General features: G+C 68.6%; 22 protein-coding genes. 14 read left to right on the top strand and 8 right to left on the bottom strand.

Features of this window, described 5'->3' with window-relative positions; translation table 11 throughout:
* Positions 1–497: 497 nt before the first annotated feature.
* Complete coding sequence (locus ACQEVM_RS38255; RefSeq protein WP_433087339.1) at positions 498–1,568, bottom strand: hypothetical protein; 1,071 nt, start codon at positions 1,566–1,568, stop codon at positions 498–500.
* Between the two features lie 506 nt (positions 1,569–2,074).
* On the opposite strand from ACQEVM_RS38255, the gene ACQEVM_RS38260 reads away from it, so the two are divergent.
* Together ACQEVM_RS38260 and ACQEVM_RS38265 are read left to right on the top strand one after the other, a co-directional pair.
* Complete coding sequence (locus ACQEVM_RS38260; protein WP_433087341.1) at positions 2,075–3,922, top strand: hypothetical protein; 1,848 nt, start codon at positions 2,075–2,077, stop codon at positions 3,920–3,922.
* Positions 3,919–4,707 (top strand): hypothetical protein, encoded by a 789-nt coding sequence (locus ACQEVM_RS38265; protein WP_433087343.1) that lies wholly within the window; start codon positions 3,919–3,921, stop codon positions 4,705–4,707. Before ACQEVM_RS38260 ends, ACQEVM_RS38265 begins: the two co-directional genes overlap by 4 nt.
* Positions 4,708–4,808: 101 nt before the next feature.
* Here ACQEVM_RS38265 and ACQEVM_RS38270 read toward each other — a convergent pair whose 3' ends face one another.
* Both ACQEVM_RS38270 and ACQEVM_RS38275 read right to left on the bottom strand, forming a co-directional pair.
* Positions 4,809–5,054, bottom strand: a complete 246-nt coding sequence (locus ACQEVM_RS38270; RefSeq protein WP_433087345.1) for a type II toxin-antitoxin system RelE family toxin — start codon at positions 5,052–5,054, stop codon at positions 4,809–4,811.
* Positions 5,051–5,311: a type II toxin-antitoxin system Phd/YefM family antitoxin gene (locus tag ACQEVM_RS38275; protein WP_433087347.1), complete on the bottom strand. Its 261-nt coding sequence runs from the start codon at positions 5,309–5,311 to the stop codon at positions 5,051–5,053. Before ACQEVM_RS38275 ends, ACQEVM_RS38270 begins: the two co-directional genes overlap by 4 nt.
* Before the next feature lie 123 nt (positions 5,312–5,434).
* On the opposite strand from ACQEVM_RS38275, the gene tap reads away from it, so the two are divergent.
* The gene (gene tap, locus ACQEVM_RS38280; protein ID WP_433087349.1) at positions 5,435–7,687 is read left to right on the top strand and encodes a telomere-associated protein Tap; all 2,253 of its coding nucleotides are present in this window, start codon (positions 5,435–5,437) and stop codon (positions 7,685–7,687) included.
* Positions 7,688–7,692: 5 nt separating this feature from the next.
* Positions 7,693–8,256: a telomere-protecting terminal protein Tpg gene (gene tpg, locus ACQEVM_RS38285; RefSeq protein WP_433087351.1), complete on the top strand. Its 564-nt coding sequence runs from the start codon at positions 7,693–7,695 to the stop codon at positions 8,254–8,256.
* 119 nt (positions 8,257–8,375) lie between these two features.
* Here tpg (ACQEVM_RS38285) and ACQEVM_RS38290 read toward each other — a convergent pair whose 3' ends face one another.
* Complete coding sequence (locus tag ACQEVM_RS38290) at positions 8,376–9,632, bottom strand: endonuclease domain-containing protein (RefSeq protein WP_433087353.1); 1,257 nt, start codon at positions 9,630–9,632, stop codon at positions 8,376–8,378.
* Positions 9,633–10,269: 637 nt separating this feature from the next.
* Here ACQEVM_RS38290 and ACQEVM_RS38295 point away from each other — a divergent pair.
* From ACQEVM_RS38295 to ACQEVM_RS38305, 3 genes are all read left to right on the top strand, one after another.
* On the top strand, positions 10,270–11,028 hold the full coding sequence (locus ACQEVM_RS38295; protein WP_433087355.1) for a DUF4231 domain-containing protein: 759 nt from the start codon (positions 10,270–10,272) through the stop codon (positions 11,026–11,028).
* A gap of 64 nt (positions 11,029–11,092) precedes the next feature.
* Complete coding sequence (locus ACQEVM_RS38300) at positions 11,093–12,166, top strand: hypothetical protein (protein ID WP_433087357.1); 1,074 nt, start codon at positions 11,093–11,095, stop codon at positions 12,164–12,166.
* A gap of 424 nt (positions 12,167–12,590) precedes the next feature.
* Positions 12,591–13,031: a hypothetical protein gene (locus ACQEVM_RS38305; RefSeq protein ID WP_433087359.1), complete on the top strand. Its 441-nt coding sequence runs from the start codon at positions 12,591–12,593 to the stop codon at positions 13,029–13,031.
* Between the two features lies 1 nt (position 13,032).
* Here the strand turns inward: ACQEVM_RS38305 and ACQEVM_RS38310 are convergent, their stop codons facing one another.
* Complete coding sequence (locus ACQEVM_RS38310) at positions 13,033–13,854, bottom strand: GNAT family N-acetyltransferase (protein WP_433087361.1); 822 nt, start codon at positions 13,852–13,854, stop codon at positions 13,033–13,035.
* A 126-nt stretch (positions 13,855–13,980) separates the two neighbouring features.
* On the opposite strand from ACQEVM_RS38310, the gene tpg (ACQEVM_RS38315) reads away from it, so the two are divergent.
* The 4 genes from tpg (ACQEVM_RS38315) to ACQEVM_RS38330 all read left to right on the top strand — a co-directional run bounded on the left by tpg (ACQEVM_RS38315) (position 13,981) and on the right by ACQEVM_RS38330 (position 16,551).
* Entirely contained in the window at positions 13,981–14,571 is a 591-nt protein-coding gene (gene tpg / locus ACQEVM_RS38315; protein ID WP_433087363.1) for a telomere-protecting terminal protein Tpg, read from the top strand.
* A 103-nt stretch (positions 14,572–14,674) separates the two neighbouring features.
* Entirely contained in the window at positions 14,675–15,451 is a 777-nt protein-coding gene (locus tag ACQEVM_RS38320; protein WP_433087387.1) for a hypothetical protein, read from the top strand.
* Complete coding sequence (locus ACQEVM_RS38325; protein WP_433087365.1) at positions 15,448–15,708, top strand: hypothetical protein; 261 nt, start codon at positions 15,448–15,450, stop codon at positions 15,706–15,708. The genes ACQEVM_RS38320 and ACQEVM_RS38325 overlap by 4 nt, the downstream gene beginning before the upstream one ends.
* 405 nt (positions 15,709–16,113) lie before the next feature.
* Entirely contained in the window at positions 16,114–16,551 is a 438-nt protein-coding gene (locus tag ACQEVM_RS38330) for a hypothetical protein (RefSeq protein WP_433087367.1), read from the top strand.
* A 65-nt stretch (positions 16,552–16,616) separates the two neighbouring features.
* Here ACQEVM_RS38330 and ACQEVM_RS38335 read toward each other — a convergent pair whose 3' ends face one another.
* Positions 16,617–17,540, bottom strand: coding sequence for an HNH endonuclease (locus ACQEVM_RS38335; protein WP_433087369.1), 924 nt, complete (start codon positions 17,538–17,540; stop codon positions 16,617–16,619).
* 541 nt (positions 17,541–18,081) lie between these two features.
* On the opposite strand from ACQEVM_RS38335, the gene ACQEVM_RS38340 reads away from it, so the two are divergent.
* From ACQEVM_RS38340 to ACQEVM_RS38350, 3 genes are read left to right on the top strand one after another with little or no spacing between them, the layout of a single operon-like run.
* Entirely contained in the window at positions 18,082–18,315 is a 234-nt protein-coding gene (locus tag ACQEVM_RS38340) for a hypothetical protein (protein WP_433087371.1), read from the top strand.
* Positions 18,315–18,587, top strand: a complete 273-nt coding sequence (locus tag ACQEVM_RS38345; protein ID WP_433087373.1) for a hypothetical protein — start codon at positions 18,315–18,317, stop codon at positions 18,585–18,587. The genes ACQEVM_RS38340 and ACQEVM_RS38345 overlap by 1 nt, the downstream gene beginning before the upstream one ends.
* An 18-nt stretch (positions 18,588–18,605) precedes the next feature.
* On the top strand, positions 18,606–19,124 hold the full coding sequence (locus ACQEVM_RS38350) for a hypothetical protein (protein ID WP_433087375.1): 519 nt from the start codon (positions 18,606–18,608) through the stop codon (positions 19,122–19,124).
* Positions 19,125–20,022: 898 nt separating this feature from the next.
* Here the strand turns inward: ACQEVM_RS38350 and ACQEVM_RS38355 are convergent.
* Positions 20,023–20,499 carry a hypothetical protein gene (locus ACQEVM_RS38355; protein ID WP_433087377.1) on the bottom strand — a complete coding sequence of 159 codons (477 nt, stop codon included), beginning with the start codon at positions 20,497–20,499 and terminating at the stop codon, positions 20,023–20,025.
* The gene (locus ACQEVM_RS38360; protein WP_433087379.1) at positions 20,496–21,155 is read right to left on the bottom strand and encodes a hypothetical protein; all 660 of its coding nucleotides are present in this window, start codon (positions 21,153–21,155) and stop codon (positions 20,496–20,498) included. Before ACQEVM_RS38360 ends, ACQEVM_RS38355 begins: the two co-directional genes overlap by 4 nt.
* Positions 21,156–21,439: the final 284 nt, after the last annotated feature.

Here is a 21,439-nt window from a genome sequence, read left to right on the forward strand (position 1 = left end):
ATCCTTAGAGGCGTGGTCGGTGTTCCAGGTCGCAGTGCCACAACACCGCTGGGCCGCCCAACTGCCAGAGGCAACCCGTGGACGTCCATAGGGGTCGGGGCACCACGATGCGTGGTTGAAGCAGGCGTTGAACCGCACGCTTAACGCTCTTCACTGACCGGCGTCACGCGTCCCCTTACAGCCGGAAAAAGGTACATCCATCCGGACTCATCCAGGGAGATGGGTTGCAACCGGCTTGATATCGCTAATCGAAGAGTGGCGTGGGGACGCCTGCCCCTGCGGGATGTACCTCCAGGCCGCCGTCGGCATTCAGTACCAGGCGAGGGCCTGGATGGGTATGTCTTGCCGTGTCCAGGTCATACTTGTCGAAGTCGCCCATGAAGACGAGCACGCCGTAGAGGAGTTCCACCTTCTACGCGCTGGTGGGCCAGTGGGCGAGCAATGCTTCGGCGGTCATGGGCGCCGTTGCGGGCGGCAGGTCTGGGCCGGGCATGTGCTCAGCGAGCGGACGAGCGCCGGAGTTGCGTTCTGAAGTGCTGATCATGGTCTTGGATCGCTTGCTGGGGGAGGGCCCGGGTCATCCAGCCTTCTGGTGCACCGACCTCACGCAACGTCTTGATCTGCCAGGCGTAATCGCGTCCTTCGGGGGATGCGTGAACACGCAGGTAGATGGGGACGTCCTCGCTGGTGCTCCGGCCGCCGAAGTAGAAGGAGCAGGTATGCCCCCACTGATAGGGCGCGTTCGGTTCGGCGCAGTGACAGAACCGGTGAGAGACATTGACCGGTAGGCCCCATCGCGGGTGGCACAGCCGCTGCAGGAGCTGGTCGTGCCAGTGGGCACGAGGGTGGGCGGTGCGGGCGTCGATCTTCCAACCATTGCCGTCTTCCCAGCACTGGACACGGTAGAAGGCGGTGACGGTGTGGAAGAGAGCGATACGCCGAAGGAGAGCGCTTCCTACCACGGACCGCCTGACTCGGGCGTTTTCGAGACTGGGGTAGGCATCCAGGCAGGCGGATTCGAGGGGATCGATTGCCGGGCTTGCCCAGAGCGGCCGCATGCCGTTGCTTTCGCACCAGTGCCGATACCGACGCTCGACGGCCTTCCAATCCTCCGCCAGGCCGACCGGAAGGGCGAGTACGACTTCCACGTCTGGCCCGAGGTCTCCCACCATACGCAGCCGCAGCTCCCGGCTGCGGCCCTCGATACTTCCCACCCGCAGACCGGGGATACCGGGCAGATCATCATTGCTGCCAGAGGCGGGAACCGCAGGCAGCAGGCGACGCAGGCAATGCTCGGGAAAGGAATACCGCCCCTCGCCGAGATAGGCGTCGAGGTGCAGGGTGAGGGACGTTCGGGTGCTGCTGCTCAGTGCGGCGATGCCGAACGGATGCGCGCACAGACCTGGCGATGTGCCCAGTTGCTCAAGGATGTGGCTCTCAAGGAGCGCCTGCGCCGGCGAGGCTGAGGGGGCTGGATGGCCGGTCGGAAGGCCGGCGCGGCGAGGTTGTCCGCTGCACTCGGCCCAGTATCGGAGTTTGCGGGAATCCCACGAAGAGTGGCGGCTCATAGCAGTGCCTTCCCGACGCGCCCTGACCCGATCTCGCACGTCGATGAACACTGATGGGCTGCGACTGTGAAGTGGATGGTGCAGGCAGGTGCAATGCCACGCTCCTTGCGTTCCAGTACGCCGGATCGGGCGGCGGTCGGAACGTGGCCCGCCTAAGGCCATGTCCGCCCATCATCCATCACAGCCGAGGTTCAAGAGCGACGACATGCTGACGATTTCACGCGGATGGGCTGGGGCGGAGAGCAGCGAGGAGTCCGGTGATCTTGACCGCATATGAAGAACACCTCTTGAAGCGCGGTCAGCTCGTTTGCCCCCTAGCGAGGGTCTGCGGGCGGCCACGGTCGCATTCCAGGCCGTCGGGGAACTCGGCCCGGGCACAGGCCAGCTCGGTCAACTTCCTGGGTGCCATGTCGTCCGATGTGGCGGTGTCGCGGGGTGTTGGATATCCCGCGGATGCGGGTGGTCGTTGAAGGCTGTCGGCGCACCCCCGCCCAGGGAGGGTGCGTGTGAGCGATGAGGACGTCATGTCGGACACCTTCGTGTTCCTGCGGGAAGAGTTTCTGATTGACGGCGCTTGGGACGGTCTCGATCTTGATGCACCGCTCCGGCAACTGCGCGCCGAGGTCGGAGCCGGCGGCAGCACCGTCTCGGAGGCTGCGTTTGTCGCCCTGGGCGCCACCACTCCTGTCCTGAGCAGCGTTATCTCCGAGCAGTGCGAGGCAATCAGGGTCCGGGTCCGGGCCAAAACCGAGGTGTGGGAGGCAACGCTCGATCTGGCCCGCCAAGAGGTCACCTTCGTCTGCGAGACGACCGGCGAGTGCACCACACTGCCGGTCCGGCCTGAACGAGGTGACCGCTCGGCAGGCTCCTTCACACTCGAGCTGATGGGCATCCCGGCCGTCGAGACACCGAGCGGGAGCGTGACCATCGACTGTGTGATGGCCCTGCACTACCTCCAGCAGGTACACGCCCCGCAAAGGACGTTCGGCGCGGTCAATCCTCAGGACATGTCCGTCACTCTGGAGGTCTGCCTCGGCGCTCTGGACGAGAACGGGGCGCGACTCAAGGCCCAGGCCAAGTCGTCTCGAAGCCGCGCGACGCGGGACTCGACCGCGCAGCGCAAGGCGAACGAGCAGCGCCTGGCCTACGGTCTGCCCACCTCGTTCGACTTCGACATGGAGGAAGAGACCCTCTCCAAAGCTGCGGACGGATACGTGGCCGAGGTCCTGCGGATCGTCCGCGAACTGGAGCACCACCACGGTGTACAGGCAGGCCGGGACAAGGAGGTCGCCGGCGGATGGCAGGCGGTATCGGCCGCGGCCTCTACAGCCGACCGGCTCCAGCAGGCCCAGGCCGCACGCTATGAATCCCGCGGGCTGGCCCGGCAAGCCCTGGCCCGCGCCGAGGAAGCCGCTAGGCCCCGGACCCACTGCTCGGAATGCGAACAGCAACTGCGCGGGCTTTCCGGCCCCGGCCCGGTGTGCCCCCAGTGCCGGCAGCCCGACCTGGAGCTGCCCGCCCGCCAGGCACACCGTGCTGAAGCGGTAGCGAAGGCCAAGACCGCGCTCGCGGCCTCCGAGGCAGCGATCGCCGGCGGCAACACGACAGCGCAGCAGGCGGTCACCACCCGCCAGAAGGCTGAACAGGAAGCACAGCGCCTCATTGGTCGGGCAGCCGCCTACCGGGCGCAGGAGATCACGCCACGGGAGGCCGCTCGCGCGCAGGCGAGCGCGGGTGAGCGCGAGGCCCGGGCCAAGCTCGCGGCGCTGAAAGAGCGCCGCAAGGAGCTGGCTCGGATCAGGGAGCTGGAACAACTCGCCGCCGCGTCCTCCCAGCGGGCAGAGGATGCGGAGAAGGCATGGGCGGCCGCCGAGGGCGACGCTCAGGAACACCGCAAGCAGACCGCGAAGCAGTTGTCCCAGATCTACGCCGAGCTAGTGATCCCCATGGCCCCTGACCGGATCCGCAGCGCGGTCATCGACCCGAAGACGTTCACCCCGAGGATCAACAACCGCACGATGCGCCAGCTCGCCCGCTCCGCCGGCCTGGTCAGCGTCGCCCATGTGGCGTACCACCTCATGCTTCTCGAAGCGGCACGGACCATGCCCCTAGTCAGGCTGGCGCCCCTCCAGTGGCTCGACTCGCCCCTCGACGGCCTCGGGGGTGGAGCAGCAGGAGAACGGCTCGCCACCGCGGTTCTCGACATCTGTACCGCGACTGCCGGCGGGGGCGGGCAACTCATCCTCACCACACCCCAGGCCCTTTCCAGGTCTGTCCCCGGTATGGCGGTCACCGAGCACGACAGCTCCCGCCCGACCATCCCCCACGCCCGCCCGGAAAGCGACGCACTGTGAGTAGCCTGCAGACCAGTCCCGAAACCACTGCCCAGGGCAATGGTGAAGAGGCCAGCCACGTCGTAGAAGTCGTCGGCATCGACGACTTCATGCTCACCTACAGCAGTGAGCACTCATCCGACCCGGCCTTCGACGACGGCGTCCAGCACTGGGATGTCGGCATGCACTTCAAGGACGACGGCGGCCCGAGCGAATCCTTCGGCTCGATTCGGATCGTCATCGCCGACCAAGACCGATGCCTGAACATCGTCGACGCCCTCGATAACCTGAGCAGCGACCTCTGTGCCATCGGCACGGCCCTCTACCGGCCGGACGGCGACCTCCGCCAAGACCTCCACGATCGGCTCGCCCTAGCGGGCAAAACCGCCATTGTGGACCGGGTCACCATCGACCGCCGATTCCGTGGCCAAGGGCTGGGTGTCTACCTCACCGGACTTGCCCTGGACTACCTCAGCCACGGGTCCGGACTGATCGCCCTCTTCCCCGGCCCTCTGGAACGTGACGCGAGCTTCGACTACGCCACGGCGTGCTCCAGCCTGGGACGTGCCTGGTCCCGCATTGGCTTCGAGCCGTACCGCGACGGCACCTGGATCCTCGACCCCGGGCTGCGCACGCTGACAAGCTGCCTGAACCAGGAGTGGGACCGCCTTCAGCAACACCGCTGGTCGATCACCTTCCGCGAAGACCCGACCAGTTACACCGGCAGCGTCGTCACCGGCATCACCATGTGCAAGACGTCGCCCTTCCCTCTCGCCCGCCAGCACACCGCGAGCCCGGCACGCTGACCGTACGACAGGCACCGGGCCGACCTGCCCGGCTCGGGCCAGCAGCGGCAAGAAGTACGGGGGCGTGCCTGGGCGGAACCCCGCCCTCCGTAGGCGGGTGTTCAGCGCAGGCGGCCGAGGTGGATGACGCTGACGCGGACCTGCTGATCGCTGATCTCGTACATCACCCGGTATGCGCCGACGTGGATCCTCAGGACGTCGGCGGCACCGACCGCGCCCTCGGGCCGGGGGTCATCGGCGAGATGGTCGACGGCGGTGAATACCTGCCGCACTCCGTCGGGGTCGTCTTTGGCGAACTTCTCCGCCTGGGCGAGGGCTTCGGGCTCCCAGATGACCTCGTAGCTCACGCCTCGGCTCCGCCGAAGATGCGGCGGTACGCCTCGGCGTGGGGGACGCCGGCGCTCTCGCCGCGTTCCTGGCGTGCGCGGTAGGCCGCGAGGGCCCGCAGCTCCTGGAGCTCGACGGCATCGGCGGGGCTGACCAGCACGGCGACGGTGTGACCGTGATCGGTGATGGCGACCGGCTCCCGTGTGGCGCTGACCTCGCGCGCGATGGCGCCCAGCCGGGCGCGTGCTTCCACGATCGAGTACGTCGTCTCCGTCATGCACACCAGCTTACGGAAGTGTGCATTTCTACGCAGGCGCATCCAGCAATGTGCGTAGTTCGTACGGCGAACGTACGCACAACGTACGTTTCATGGGATAGGGTAGTGGTCAGGAGGTGTTCCATGTCCGAGTTGTTCGATGCGGTCGACGCGCTGGTCGCGTCCCGCTCCGTACTGCCGCCGCCGGCGGAGCGCAAGCGTCTGCGGGCCGCGCACGGGCTGACGATCGACGAGGTGGCCACCGCGCTGAAGGTGCGCCGGGCCACGGTGTCCGGGTGGGAGTCCGGCAGGACGGAGCCGAGGCCGCCGGAGCGTGATGCGTACGCACGGCTGCTGAAGCAGCTCGCGGAGCTCTACCCCGCCCCGGCCGACGCGGCCGCCACCGTCTCTGCCACCGCGGTGCCAGCCACGTTCACCGCCGTGCCCGCCCCGGCCGAAACTCCGCCGGTGTCCACAGGTCCGGCGCCCAAGGCTGTGGCCACGACTGCAACCGAGAACACCCAGACCAGTTCCGCTCCCGCTCCTGCCGCCACGGCTCCGGGGGCCCCTGAGGGTTCGGCGCCCACCACCGAGCCGACGTCGACGTCGCGCCGCCCCGGTGCGAAGAAGGCGGCCCCGGCCGCGACTGCGGAGGGCGAGAGCGATCCGCGGTTCGAGAACGGGCCGCTGGCGGTCGTCGACGTCGAGGACGGGAAGGTGCTCGCGTACTGCGTCGGCGGCCTGGTCCTGGACGTGCCCGCCAAGAGCCTGCAGTCCCTCGTGGACTGGACCCTCAAGGAGGCGAACCTCGGGCAGCCGAAGCTGTCCGGTCCGGGCAGGCCGGCCGACCCGCTGATCGTGCTCACCGCGGCCGCGTGCGAGCGCTACGGCCTCCCGGTGGCCCTCACCGAACAGGAGCGGATCGCCGGGCGGATCCCGGAGGGCCACAAGGTCATCAAGCAGCTGACCCGCGCCGACTGGCAGCTCACCAAGCGCGGGTTCGGCCCGTGGGCTCGGATCTACCGCCCCGCCCAGGGCTCCGACCGCCAGTGCGTCCAGCTGTGCATCCCGTCGTGGAACGCGCTGGACCCCCGCTTCTGGGGTGCCGCCGGGCAGCTGCCGCCGGCGGAGCTCGCCCGTGTCCTGGGCGCGTATGCGTCCCGGGTGATGACGCCGCGCGGCTCCACCGCCGTCACCGGCCTCGAGCTCATGACCGCCCTGCACCCGCCGACCCACGCCGTGCGGGACGAGGAGACCGGCGTCCTGCGGCGGGCCGACGACACGACGCCCGGCTCCCTGGGCACGGACCCGGTGGACTGCGCGCCGTGCGAGGCCCCCGACGGGCACCCGCTCCTGGCGGACCTGCCGCGCTTTCACGTCCGCAGCCCCGGCGAGAAGCTTTTTGAGGAGGCGTACGACTGGGCGCGCCCGCTCACCGACGATGAATGCATGCGCTCCCACCTCGTGGGCCTGGACGTCAACATGGCGTTCGCCGCCGGAGCGAACGGGCTGGTCGTCGGCCTGGGCGAGCCGACGCACGTCAAGAACCCGGTGTTCGACCCGAAGCTCCCGGGGAGCTGGCTGGTCGACCTCAGCCACGTCGACCTGTCGCGGGTGAAGGTCGGCAAGGAGTGGGTGGAGCTGGACGGCTCGCTGCTGCCTTCCCCGTTCACGCCGAAGGGCGACCGGCCCGAGGGCCCTGCCTGGTACGCGACGCCGACCGTCGCTTACGCGGTGGAGCTCGGGTACGACGTGACGCCGACCGAGGCGTACGTGCGGTACGAGAACGGCCGCTACCTGGACGGCTGGTACAGCCGGCTGCGCGACGCCTACCTGTCGACGATGGCCGACCTCGGTGTCGACGCGGACCTGTCGCCGGCCGACTTCCTCGCGGCGATGGACGGCTACAAGATCCGCGACCCGCAGATGGCCATCGTCGTGGGCGCGGTCAAGGCGACCGTGAAGGGCGGGCTGGGGAAGCTGCGCGAGCGGCCCCGCGGCGAGGGCTGGACGTCCGGCGAACGGTGGCGGGCCCTGGAACGCCCCACGTGGCGGCCCGACATCCGCGCGGCGGTCATCTCCCGCACCCGGATCAACCTGCACCGCAAGATGGTCAAGCACGCGTCGTTCACCGGGCAGTACCCGGTCGCGATCCTCTCCGACTGCGTCGTCTACGCCGTCGACGGCCAGAGCCCGCTGGACTTCCTGCCCTACCGCGAGGGCAAGCCGCTGCCGGGCGGCTTCAAGCTCGGGGTCAACCCCGGCCTGGTCAAGCACGAGGGCACGCAGACCGTGCTGTGGGGAGAGGGTGCCAGGGAGCAGTTCCAGGCGCCTGAGCTCAACCTCGCCCGGTACATCAAGGACGGCACCGTCACCGACAAGGACAACGGGGAGTAGGGAGCATGAACAAGGAGTTCGGGGACGGCCTCAACCAGGCGGTGCAGAAGGCATTCACCCGCCCGGCACCGAAGAACGCGGGCCCGCAGATGCGGTACCTGGTCAAGCAGCTGGGCGGCACCAAGGCCGTCGCCCAGATGCTGCGGGTCTCCCAGCGCACCGTCGAGCGTTACGTGAAGGGCCAGATCAAGAAGCCCCGCCGGGACCTCGCCGCGCGCTTGGAGCGCGAGGTGAAGGCCCGGTGGCAGCCCCAGATCCGGGCCAAGGCGAAGGAGAAAGCGGCGACGACCGGCGGCATCGTCATCGACGTCCACGCCCGCCTCGGCTACGCCGGAGCGTCGATGGAGTCCACCGATGAGGACCGCCAACGGCACATCACCGTCGCCCTCCCGCCTCAGTACGCGGCCCGCCTCTTCACCGCCCAGGAGCAGGGCGCCAGCGAAGACCGGCTGCGCGAGCTCACCGCCGAAGCACTCAAGGAGGTCTACTTCCAGGACAGCGGCCGCCGCGCCGGCTCCCTCCAGGAAGTCCAGATCAACGACGTGCTCGACCTCGGCTTCCAGCTGTAGAGGCCGTACCCCGAACAGGCTGCGAGCCCGGACCGAAGTGGTCCGGGCTCGCTCGCGTACGGGAGAGCTCGGATGTCCGTGCACGCGAGGCCGTGCTCAACGACACCGCCGTACGCCGGTCACCCCGCCCCTGTGGAGCCGTCGACGGCCGGAGGCCGGCCTTCCTGTGCGGCGAGGACCGCGTCGGCGAAGGCCCGCACGAGCGTGGCCACCTCGGCCGCCGTGACGTCCTTCGTCCAGTTGCCGGTCACGTGCCAGCCGCTGCACTCCAGGCGGAACCGGTGGACACCGAGCGCGTCCTCCACCTCGCGGACGTAGGGCTGCTTGCTGCAGCGGCCGTGCCGCTCGGTCCGTTCCAGGTGGGCCCGGGCTACGGCCAGGTGGAACCGCGGCGGAAGGGTCCGCTGTTCGAGGCAGCCACGGCACTCCAGGAGGTGCAGCGCGCCGCCTTCGAGCTGGAGGAAGTGGTACGCAATGCCCATACCCTCGCGGGTATTGCAGCTGCCGCAGAGCGGTCCTCGGACGTAGCCGTGCTCGTGGCAGTGATCCCACGCCGAAGCGGGGCTCTCCTTGCACAACCGGCACAGGTAGTCGTCGGCTCGGGTGTTGCGCCGACGCGGTGTCTCGTAGAGGACGCCCCGCAGGTGGCCGGTGTAGAGCTGGCAGGATTCCCCGGCACACTGCGGGCACAGGGTGACGTACCCCGTCCTCGGGTTGTGCCGCCTCCAGCCGCCCCAGTAAGGACCCTGCGTGCCGCAGGAGCAGAGCCTGGCGCGGGCGGTCAGCTCCTCCTCCCGCTGCTCCCAGCGGTCAAGGATCTCGCTGTAGGCGCGCGGCAGCAGCCACGTCTCGCCGGACCAGGTCAGCAGCTGAAGCGGCCGGGTACCGGCGATGTTCTGCCGGTACCGGGTGTTGCTGGACGCGATGAACTCCTCCCATGTCAGCTCGCCGGGCAGGCCGTTCGCACCGATGACCCGCCAGGAGCCCCATTCGTCGTAGTGCCGCCCCTGATCGAGCAGCTGGCTGCGGGCCCGGTCGAACATCCACGACACCAGGCGGCGCCGCCAGTCGGGCCGATCCCACTTTTCCGGGTCGCGCTCCGGAGTGTCCCGGTAGGCGGGCAGCTGGACGTCCACGACGTCGTCCAGGCGCACCTCCATGTCCGCGAGCGCGCGGCCGGCGGCGCGGATGTCGCGTTCGTCGTACGTCCAGCGGGCCTTGTGCTTGTAGGCGCGCACCGCTATGTCGCCGAAGAAGACGTGGCCGTGCTGCCGCAGGCCAGGCGTGTGGATGAGCTCGTCAGGGTCCAGCGGCACCTGGGCGTTGTGCGTCAGGTCCGCGAAGAGGGAGCGTGCGTACTCCCGGCTGATGGGCATGGCCGATGGTGGCAGCCGCCACTGACAACGCCTCCCGCCGCTGACGTCAGCGCGCAGGAACAGGAACGGCAACCGCGGATGGCCGTCCCTTATCCACAGGGACCCGATGGCCTGATGGACCCATGAGCGATCACGAGCAGCAGCACCCGGCCCCCCCGCCGCGGCAAGATCCTGAGGCCCTCGCACGGGCGGAGCGCAAGCTCTTCACCCGGCCCGCCCCGAAATCGGCAAAAGCACGCATGAAATTCCTCCGCACGCGCGAGGCCGGGTCCACCGCAGCCGTGGCGGAGTGCCTGGGCACCTCACGCCGGACTCCGGAGCTTGCGTCGGAGTCGGTGCGGGGCAATGGAGGACGTGGGCACTGGGTCTTCGGCTCGGCTGCGCTGGCGCGCACCCCTGTCTTGCATGGCAAGGGCGAAATCGTGCGGTTGTTTCGCGATTCGGGTTGCCTAGAGGCAACTCACTCGACGACGTTTGACCCGTCTCTGCCATTCGGGTGGGGGCTTGTGCAGGTTTGCGTCCGGACACGGGGGTGGCTCAGTGCGCCCTCCGGCCGGCTGGTTCAAGGGAGAGCGGCGTCATCGCTACTACACCACGTGCCGGGGTATCGACCGACCCTGTCGATACCCCGGTCACGTTGCATCAGAAGGCGGTGGAACTTCGCCGCGCCGTCAAGGTCGCACGGCGGGATCGCATACGGCTCCATGGCTCGTGGATCGGGATTGTCGTGCTTGCCCTGTTAGTGGCCGTGCCCACGGCGGTCACCTGGAAGCGGTACGACATGGCGCCTTACAACGTGCCTCTCCTGATAGCCATGGCAGTGTTGGCCGTCGTGTTCTTTGCCACTGGCACGACCATGGACGTCAAGTCGGTCGACCAACTCAGGATGGAACTGGAGCTGGCGGAGGAGGCGCGTGTTCTGCACGCTGTCGAAAACGCCAGGCCGGCCCAGGTAAGGCAGTTCGCGTACAAGGAGGTTCTGCCCCAGGAGATTGCGCGACTGGGGGCGGAGAGCCGCCGGTACAGGCGGTGGCACAACTGGCTTCAGATGGCGCTCATCCTCTGCTCGGCCGGCATCACGGCGGCCTCCGCCGTGTATGACCCCCCGCAGCCAGGTAAAGGCATCATCATCGCTCTCGGTGCAAGCGTCACGATCATCACGGCCGTGTCGGGGTTCTTCAAGTTCCGCGAGCGCGGATTCAACCTTCAGCAGACCGCAGACGAGATCGAGCAGCACCTCACCGCTCTCAACCTGTCGATCGCTCCGTACAACCAGGCCAACGAAGCGGACAACCTGAGGCAGTTCACCTCGGCAGTGGAGGCTCTGCGCACTGAGCAGCGCAAGCGTGAGCAGCAGCTGGATCAGCCCCATCAGCCGCAGAACAATGCCGTCTGACGGCACGTTGATGGTGCCCCCGAAAGGGGGTGCGCTCCGTAAGCGGAGCCGGGATCATGGGCCCATGAGCGACGAGGACAGGTCGAGCGGGAAAGCTGACGACGAGGACTTCCACGGCGGAGACATAGCCGGGCTGGAGAGCGGTGCGAAGGTGGATCTATCCGGCCTCTACGCGGCAAGGCTTGCTGTCGACTCCGTGAACGACGCCCGCGACCCCGTAGCCGCCTACGCCGAGCAGATGGACTCCGCTCAGATCGAGGCGACCGCCCGCGCGGTGGTCCCTGTGATTGAGATGGTTGTGCGGGCGCAACAACAGTTTCTGACGCAGATCGGACCAGTCGTCCCAGCCGTCATGGCTCTCGCTCGCCAGGTCGACGACTTGCACAGCCGTATCAGCAAGGCAGTCAGCAGCTTGTCGCTGCCCCTCACCCTGCTGGCCGAGCTCGCGAGAACGGCCGCGCAGTTCCTTCCCCCGAACCTCCGCGGGCTGAACCAGGATGAACTGTCCAGGATCTTGTACATGTGCGAGGAAGACGGCCTCTCGCTGGCGTGGGCGCCCCGGACATCGATCGTCAGGTCTGCACTATCGCTGAGCACGAATGTGGAGCGCTGCACCTTCTTGGCGGAGCGGCGCGATGATGTCCTGGACGACATCGAAGCCAGCCTGCAGTGCGTCACGCACCCCGCGCTTGCGGGTATGTCGCTCCTCCTCAACAAGGCCGTCCGTACGGCACAGGCGGGTTTCGACGAAGGCGCCCAGGCGTTGGCGGGCAACGTGCTGGAGACCGCCATGCACCGACACGGCAACGACTGGATCAGAAGCACGTTTCCGCAAGCCGAATACCAGAAGAAGAAGACGCACCACCCCACCATCGCCAGCGCGCTGGGCGACTCGACCTCCTGGGCCGATCTCACATTGCTCCAGTTCAAGCACTTCCTTGTCCTGGTAGGCCTGAGCAACGCCTTTGCGCCGGGAGTAGCCACGCAGGACACCTTCAATCGTCATCTCGGTGTGCACCAGGCCTCACCCCACTCCTACCGAGCAGAGTTCGTTCTCCCTGCCCTCCTCCTTGCCCACGCTCTTCTGCGTGCGCTTGACCAGGATCTGAAACAGGAAGTGACACCGGAGCCGACGTGAGGTGACCTACCCCTACGGCCGCCGGTGGGGGATCCAGTGCACAAGAGGGCCGGCGGGGCCGATGTCACCGAAGAAGACGTGGCCGTGCTGCCTCAGACTAGGCATGTTGGATGAGCTCGTCAGGGTCCAGCCGCACCTTGGCGTTCTGCGTCAGGTAGAGGAAGCGGGCGTACTCCCAGCTGATGGGCATGCCCGATGGTGGCAGCCGCCACCGGCAACGTCTCCCGGACGAGCTGTGCGTCGTTGCCCTCAATGTAGGTGAAGCCGGTCGGCCGCTGCCGCGGCGCCCCTACGATGCGGGGGTGCGGAACACGAAGGCGTTCAAGGAAGCCGTTGCCCAGACGCTCGCGGAGCTCGCTCACCGGGGGGGGTGACGCTCGCGCCGTCGACGGTTGAGGACACCATCGAGAAGAACGTCGGCACCGTGGCTGAACGGCTCGGGATCCAGGTGCGCTCCGCGTGGCGGTACTTCGACGCCAGCGCCCTCGCCGACCGTCTCGCCGACAGCGTGCGCACCTACGAGGAGAGCAGCAGCGACAAGGGCGCGGGCCAGGCCCCGATGCCGCCGCTCGACAATCCCGAGCTCGCCCTGGTCCTCGCCGGTGTCCCGGACTCCCTGGCACAGACCGGCGGCGACCTGTACGCCGTCATCGTCAACGTGGCGGTCAACGCCTGGATGGCCGGCCACATCCACGGCGAGGACGGCTGCACCGGCTGCGACGGCAGCCGCGGCCCGGCCGGACACGACTGGGAAGCACGGATGCGCACCATCACCGAGATGCAGCCGACCATCAGCAAATGGTTCGACCGCGACGCATGGACCCGCGCCGTCAACGACACGGGCTACACCGTCACCCGCCTGTGAGTCAGCGCGCCGGGACCGGCAGGATGCCCCGGATGACCAGATGCCGCCCGTACGGGGTGGCCATGGATTCCATCTGGATGCCGGTGCGCAGCGGCTTCACCGAGAAGCGGAAGCCCTCGATCGGGCTGTGACAGACGAAGCCGGCCGGTGTGGGGATGCCGATGCCGTCGGGGGACAGGGTGAAGCCGAGCCCGGCGTAGAAGTCCGTCAGCTCCGGCTCATGCGTGGCATACAGGACCGCCGCGCCCAGCTTCCCGGCCGGACGTGAGCCCGCCGCCCTCTCCGCTTCGGCGACCAGGGCGCGCGCGACGCCCTTGCCGCGCCACCGGTCGACCACCGCGAGGGAGTCCAGGCAGGCGATGAGACCGGCGATGATGCGCACGTTGGGCGACCCGATGAGCATGGGGTGGGTGAAGGCCCACGTCGACGGCAGCGCGAGCATGCCGCCAGCCAGCTCGCCGGACGCCGTCACCTGCACCACTCGCGCGTACGTGAGCGCCTCCGGATCGAGGCTCTGGTCGATCACGGAGGGAATCGCCCGCCAGGAGCCGTCGGGGTTGTCCGGATCGGCCAGCCGGATCACCGGCTGCAGCGGGCCGGCGTCGGCGCGGGTCGCGTCCCGGACCACCAGCCCGTCCGGCAGAACCGGGACGGGCACCGGAATGATGTCTCCCGGCTGCCTCGCGGACCGGTCGGCCGTGGTGGGGGCGGCGTACATGCGCTCGCCCAGCACGTTCCCCGAGTACAGACCCTGCTGCGCCTCCCGACGTGCCGGATTTCCCGATCGACGGGCACCCTTGCGCACCCCTGTTCGCTTCCCCACAGCGTTCCTCCCCTTGTCATCCGCAGCCTCCCCCACCCGGGTCCTGCTTAACACCCGGCTCTGACAGCCGACTTGGTCGCCGGAGCCCGGCCTCTGTCCACAGGGGCGCGATGGCCTCCTTGGGGCATGAGCGATCACGAGCAGCAGCGGCCGGCCCCGCGCCGCGGCAAGGTCCTGGAGGCCCTCGCACGGGCGGAGCGGAAGCTCTTCACCCGGCCCGCCCCGAAATCGGCAAAGGCACGCATGAAATTCCTCCGCACGCGCGAGGACGGGTCCACCGCAGCCGTGGCGGAGCGCCTGGGCACCTCACGCCGGACGGTGGAGCGCTACCTCGCCGGGAAGCTGAAGACCCCACAGAAGCGGCTTCAGGCCGCCCTGGTGGAGGAGACGGAATCGGAGTGGCAACCGCAGGTCAGGGCACAAGCACGCGCGCAGGCATCCACCTCCAGGGGGATGATGGTGGAGGTGACGGCGTACTTCGGATTCACCTGCACGGGCAGCTCGGACGACGGCCGCGAACGCCAGATCACCACGGACATCTCGCCCACCTACGTGAAGCAGATCCTGGAGCTCCAGGACGCTGGCGCCACGGAGGAGGAGCTGCATCCGATCGTCGCTCAGGCCATCACCGAGTCGTATTTCACGGAATGGGGCACACGGGCGGATGGCCTCCGCGCGGATTTCACAGCCGTGACGTCAATTTCCTTCCGGTTCTGACCCGGGCGAATTTCGGACCTGCTATAAACCAATCTGCGGGCCGCCGTACAGCGCTCTGGCGGCGGCCCGCTTCCGAATTCATACGATGAATGCGAGACCGAAGATGACCCGCTTCTGGCCGCCCGGCGAGACCACCCACCGACCGCTCGCCCCACGCCTCGCTGCGCCCCGTGAGCCGGTCGACCCCGCGCGCATCGGCCGCCGCGTCGTACGGCGCCGGGCGAAGGACATGGACGCCGGCGCCGTCGCGGCGGCCCTCGAGGACGCACGGTTCGGCGCCCGGCAGGCGTCCCGGCACGAGGACCTGGCCGACGACGCACGCGGCCGCGCGGAGCTCGCGGAGTGGGAGCGCCTCGCCCAGCTGCTCGCCGACGCGGCGCCGGGCACCGTCTACGACCCGGACACCGACGACGTCGTCCAGGCCGAGCTCGCCGCCGACGCCGCGGCCGCCGCCACCCGGGAAGCCGAGCTGCGCGAAGCCCAGCGGATCGCGGCCCGCGCCGACGAGCTCCAGGCGCTGCGCGAGCTCGGCACGCTGGAGCAGACCGAACCCCGCCACGGCGACGAAGCAGTCCGCGACGAGCTCACCCGCCGCGCCGGCTCGTACGTGCAGCCCGACGTCGACGCCTGGCTCGCCCGCGCCCTCGCCGCGCACCGCGGGCACTACGCCGACCCGGCCGCCCGCGACGCCGCCGCCGGCCTCCTGCACCCGCCGGTCCTTGCCCACGCCGCACTGCTCGCGGTACTCACCCAGCTCGTGGCCAACGCCGACGTCGACCAGCTGTCCTTCGCGGCCCGGCTGGCCACCGCCGACTCCGAAGCCGCGGCCGAGCTCTCCTCGTTCCTCACCCGCGCCATCACCCCGGGGAGCCGGGCATGAACCACGGCCAGGAGGTCGTCGCCGTCTGGGAGGAGCACAGCGACATCGGCCACCACTACGAGGAACTGCGCGGCGACGGGACCGTCGACGCCTGGACTGAGCCGCCCTTCGGTGAACCGCTCTATCCCGGCCAAGGCGACCCCGACTACAACCCGATCTGCTCCTGCCCCGGGCCATGGCCCTTCGCCTTCTGCCTCGACTGCGCGGGCTGCGACAAGTGCGGGCAGTGCGACTGCTTCCCCCCGCGCCTGCTGTGAGGTTCACGCTGAGCGACGACAACACCCTCACAACACCCTGCCGGCCAGCCTGTGAGCTGTGAGGCTAATGTGAATGTATGCCCTGTTTGCCTGGGAGGTGGCGGGCTGTTTTCCCTGGTGAACAGGTTCCGGATCATCCGGCCTGTGAGCTGTGAGGCCCAGACCCGCAACCTCGGCGTTCGTCACCCTCGGTTGCACACAGAGTGCAACGCTGCCGCGCAACGCACTTGCGCACCACATTGCAACAGACCTCCTGTTGCGGGCCTGACCTGCGAAGACGTCTCCGCTGCAACGCGAGCAGGCGTGTTGCACCCCCGCGTTGCACCCCGCCACCGCGCCCGGACCCCCGATTGCCCACACGCCGCTGCCCGTCACTCCCGCCCGACCACGGACGTTGTGCGGGGCATGGACTGGACGCAGCTGCTTAAGGACCTCGCGGACGCGGTGGAGCTACGCAATCGCAGGGTGGCGAGCCTGCGCACCGCCGGGTCCACCGTGGCCGAGCTAGCGGCGCAGGCCCTCGCAGCCGGCGCCCCGGATGCGCCCCTGCGCCGCATCCTCGCCACGATGGAACCGATGATCGAGCACGAGCGCCGACCGCAGCAGTCCACGACTGCGCCCGAGCCGCCTCCGGCTCCTCCCAGGTACTCACTGACGGAAGCGTGCGCGAAGAAGATCCTTCCCTGGACAGCTCCCACGGCGCGCAAGTACATGCGGGGGCATTCGCCGAGGCGCGGCATCCCCGTGCCGGCCGGAAGTCTGGAGGGGAAGGCGACCCGCTATACCGAGGATGAGCTCACCACCTGGCTGTCGGCCTGGCAGCAGCAGGTCGATGTCCGGTGACATCGAACTTGGACCGATTGCCATCGATGTTGGATCGCAGCGTCGGTGGCAGATCATGGGCTTCATCAGGCATCGTTCACACCCACGAGCTCTTGACGCTGGCACTCATACTCGACGGCCACTTTCTCCGACGTTCGCACTGCACGGAACACCCGAACCTGGTCCCACTCGGTCAACAAGCGATCGCTCTTGCTGGCATTGCACGTTCGGCACGCGGGGACCAGGTTTGACGCGTGCTCCCATCCACCGTGCGTGGCCAGAGGCCGTATGTGATCGACCTCGGTCGCGGCGCCACCGCAGTACACGCAGGGGCCCTCGGCGCGGATCCGCTGGTACTCAGCGGCGGGTACCGGACCAGCCACCTGTGCGGCCAGCTTTCGTGCCCGGTACGCATTCCCGCTCGCCCGGCTGATAGCCGCTCGCACTTCTGCCGGGATCTGGGCCCACCAGCATGGTCCGCATCTCGTCGTCCGACCCCGAAACTCCTTCTCGCAGTCGGAGCAGATCCGGTCGGACATCCGGCAGCCATGGCACAGGGCACGGTCACCCCAGTACATCGTTGTGCAGTCCTCGTTGGAGCACTCCCGCTCAACCGTCCGGCACGATAAACACAGCAGCGTCGTACCGCGGTAGGTGTTCTCGCAGCCGTCAGCCTCGCAGGTCCGGTCGACGGCTCGATGCTCCCAGCAGAGCCGCGTCGTTCCTCTGAACAGGGTCAGGCAGTCGGGATCGGCGCAGGTGCGCTCAGGGGTTAGGCAGGCCCGGCAGTGCCGAGCATTCCCCTTGTAGAAAGCGTCGCAGCCATCAGAGGCGCACTCCCGGAAGATCTCCCTGCATGCCGAGCAGATTCGATTCGATGCGCGGAAACGGTGGATACACCCGTCGACCAGGCACTCCCGTTCTGGGTACCGATGGCGAGAGCAGTACCGGCCGCCCGCTGATGTGAACTGTCGGCCGCAGCGCGACTCTTGGCAGGTGGCGGTCCGCATTCGGTGCCGGGTGCAGAACTTGTTGGTAGCGGTGTAGACGCGCTCGCAGGACGGGTCAGCACAGACCCTCAACTTCGGTGGCAACGGTTTCTCTCCCTGCTGGTCAAGCTGCCGATCCTAGAAGCAGGGTGTGACAATCCGGTTGCTATCTGATGCGTCTTCACGGACCTCCGCGCCCCCCGGTCCAACTTCGATGGCAATCGATCTAAGTTCCATGTCAGAGGACAGTCGACGCCGCTCCCGGTCGCGTCGGCGAAGAGTCCGGCCTGGCGTCACGCTGACGGAGAGTAGCTGTCACGCATGTCCACTCCTATGTGTCACGCTGCCCTGAATCTGTCCCTGTTTGTCCGTTTCTCGGGGTCGTGGGGCTCTCCAGGGGCCGTTTTCGGGGTGGCGCGTGACACGTAAGAGTTGACATCCCGCACGCGTCGGAGCAGTACGGAACGTAGCCACGGAGATGGGTTCGGCCGGACTGGTCCCGGGCCCGGCAGCCCGGCGATACCGTGGTGAGACATGCCAGTTCTGCCCTCTGGAGCCCTCGATGAGCGAACAGCCGGCCCCCGCTGACACCGCCGCCTGGCAGCTGGAGCCCGCGGCCGCCGACGCGGTCCGTGCGTACGCGGCCAAGACCCGCGCCGACGCCGACCGGTTCGCCGCCGTCCTGGAGGACATCGCCACCAACGGCCTGCCCGACCCCGAGCAGTGCACCCCGTGGGAGGAGCTGCGCGAGGCACACCTCACCCGCCTCGCAGTCCAGCGCCCGGCCATCGCCTGATGGCCACACCGCACGGCCGGCGCCGCGCCCGGATCGCCTTCTCCGACTCCGCCGCCAAGCAGCTGGAGAACATCACCACCGAGGCGGAGATCCACGCCCTGGACCGCGCCCTGGTCGTCATCTCCGTGGACCCCGACATCGGCGACCCGATCCCCGGCGACACCACCGGCCCCCAGCTGCGCCAGTACACCGACGAGCTCGAAGCCGTCCGCGTCCTGTACTTCGTCACCGCGCTGCGCACCGTCGTGGTCGTGGCCTACATCGAGGTCTGACCCCCGAAGGAGCTCTCGGTGACATCCCTCCACCAGCTCACCGCCAACCGCCCCATCACCGCGCTCCGCACCGTCGTGCGCTGCCCCGCCCAGGCGACCGCGCTCCGGCAGGGGCCCGAGGTCGAGGCTGGCACCGGCGCGGCCTGGCTCGCGTTCCTGTGCCCCGCCCACACCGAAGCCCTGCCCGCCTGGCCCACCGCGGCCATGCACACCGACGCCGGCTCGATGACGTGCGGAACAGTCCTGGACTACCGGCCCGCCGAGCAACTCCTCCAGTCCCACGCCGACCTGTGGCTCACGCCCCTGACCGGCGTAGACCCCAAGGCGTTCGGCTGCATCTGGTCCGACGTCCTGGACCAAGCCGACAGAGTGCTGAGCGCCAGCCTGGACGAGCGCCAGACCGCCGACGACGTGGACAGACCACTGCAAGGCATCGTCACGATGATCGACATGGCCCACCGATCCGCAGCCGAGGGCGATCTCACCCAGGCAGCCATAGCCCTCGGCTACTGCGAAACGATGGCCCTGGACCTGTAGCCCCCGCTCACCGGCCAGCCTTGCACCCGTCGGCCCCTGCGCCCTCCTCGAAGCCGCAGGCCGAGCGGACCACTCGGAGCCGGCCTCGCAGACCGTTCTTGCACCCCAATGTAGGTAGGTACTTGTAGTACCTATGTGCGGGTTGAGTTCTCTTCCCCCTGAGAGCGAAGCTTGCCGCGCGGGCACACAACACCCGCCCCTCACCCGTATCGAGCCGTCGGATGCCGTTCCGCGCACATGATCCTTCCCGGCGCTGTACGGCCGCCTGCGGCGCCAGAACGCCCTTTCGGCTCCCCGAGGGCGACCAAGCCTCCGAGGCGCCCACAGAGGCGTACAGCGCCTCACGGGCCCGGCGCGGTGCTGCCGACCTGGAAGAGCCGGCGCCAGCAGCAGAACTTCGGCGTTGGCTCACCGCCGGTCTCCTCCCCGTTCCCGCCCCGAGCTCTGCTCTCAGAGGGAAGGAGATACAAGCCGCACATAGGTACTACAAGTACCTACCTACATTGGGGTGCAAGACGGCACCCGCGACCGGCCCGGCCCAGGGCCCCGGCGGCGGTCCGGTGCAGCGCGGTCATGCTGCCCCTGCTGCTCCTGGCGGTGAAGGGTGCAAGGCGGCGCTGCTGCTCGTGCTGCTGCTGACCGGCGGGGTGCAGCAGGCCCCGTCTCCGGGGTGCAGCGCAGCGCAGCATTCGCACGACCCGGGTGGCACACGGCTGCTGCTCGTGTAGCAAGGCCAACCTCACCGGTGCAGCGGGCGGCCGCTGCACCGGGGCCGGCTGCTGCCACCGACGTGCTGCTCGGCTGAGTGCTGCTGCGCGCGCAGGCCCGCAGATGCGGGTTCCCCTGGACATGCGAACGGCGCCGCACCGGTGGGTGCAACGCCGCTACGGACAGGAGGTCAGATGCGCCGGCGGGCGGCGAGGTCGATGGGCGGCTCCAGCCGCTTCTGCCGCTCGGCTGCCTTGGCTTGCTTCTCCGCCTCGTACGCCGCGATCTGCCGCTCGTAGCGCTCTTGGAAGTCGGGATGGTCGAAGCGGTCGTCGTCGTGCATCGCGCCGATGGCTTGGAGCTGCTCGGCTGGGGTGCGGAACCCGGCGATCAGCGGGCTGAGGCGGTAGGCGCCGTTGCCCTCCTTCCACACCATCCGGGCGAAGGCGAGGTGCTGAAGGGCGCGGGTGATCTTCGTTCGGGTGATGCCGAGTTCGGTGGCGAGGGTGCCGTGGGTGACCAGGAGGCGCCCGCCCGGCTCCTGGCGGCCCAGGAGGTGGATCAGCACCGGGTACGCGGACGGCGGCATGCCGCGCGGGGCGAACACCAGGGCGTTGTTGGCCGTCCAGACGTACTCCGGCGCGACGTGCTCCACAGCGATCGTCATGACGTCCCATCCTCCTTGGCGCGGGCCTGGGCGCGCGCCTTGTCCTCCCGGAGCGGCTTCTCCTCCGGCTTCGGGAGCTGCCGCAGTTCCTTGAACACCTCGGGCAGATCCGGGTTGTCCTCGATGGCGTCCAGCAGCGAGAGCTGATCCACCTTCAGTGTCCCCTGTGCCCGCATACCCGCCTTCGGCTCCACCGGCACCCTGCCGCCGCGCAGCGAGAGCCGCGGGTGGAGCTGGTAGAGGCCGGCCTTCACCTTGGCGGTGACCCCGAGGGCTCCGGTGTCCTTGAGCGACCGGGAGATCTGGCTCTGCTTGACCTTCAGGAGGTCGGCCAGCTTGCTCTGGGTCGCCTCCACCGTCCCGCCGGGCTTCTGGATCCCCATCATCCGGATGATCAGCCGCAGGGTGACGATGTCGTCGCGGTAGTAGTCCGAGAGCCAGCACAGGAACGCCTGGCTGTCCATGACGAAGTCCTCGCCCAGGAAGCCGTCGCTGGTGACCGGCGGCTCGACACTGGCCCGGTAGCCGTCCGGCAGGTTGACCACGTTGGTACGCCGCAGCGCTCCGGGTGCCCGGAACGCGCTGGGCGGCGGAGGCGGCGGAGCTCCGGGCGAGGCCGGCCTCCGGCGCGGCTGCTGCTGAGGCTGTGCAGTCATCGCGGTGGTCCGCTCCTCAAGATCAGTAGGGCCAGGCAACGGCAGCATACGCGATTGTCTCCCTGCTGCACTTTCGTGTCTCCCCACTGCACTTTCGGCGTGTCGTTATCACCCGGGGGTGATTTCTCCCCCCCTGCCGGTCCACGAGACGCCCGCGACCACCGCCCACCCCGAATGTCTCCCCAGTGCACAATCCGCCGACCGCCCCTGTGGAAGCGGTCGGCGGATTGTCTCCCTGGTGCACAAAGCGACGTGGTTTTATAACCCCCGGGCGATAACTGGAC

The sequence above is a fragment of the Streptomyces sp. CA-243310 genome (assembly GCF_050936775.1).
Lineage (GTDB): Bacteria > Actinomycetota > Actinomycetes > Streptomycetales > Streptomycetaceae > Streptomyces.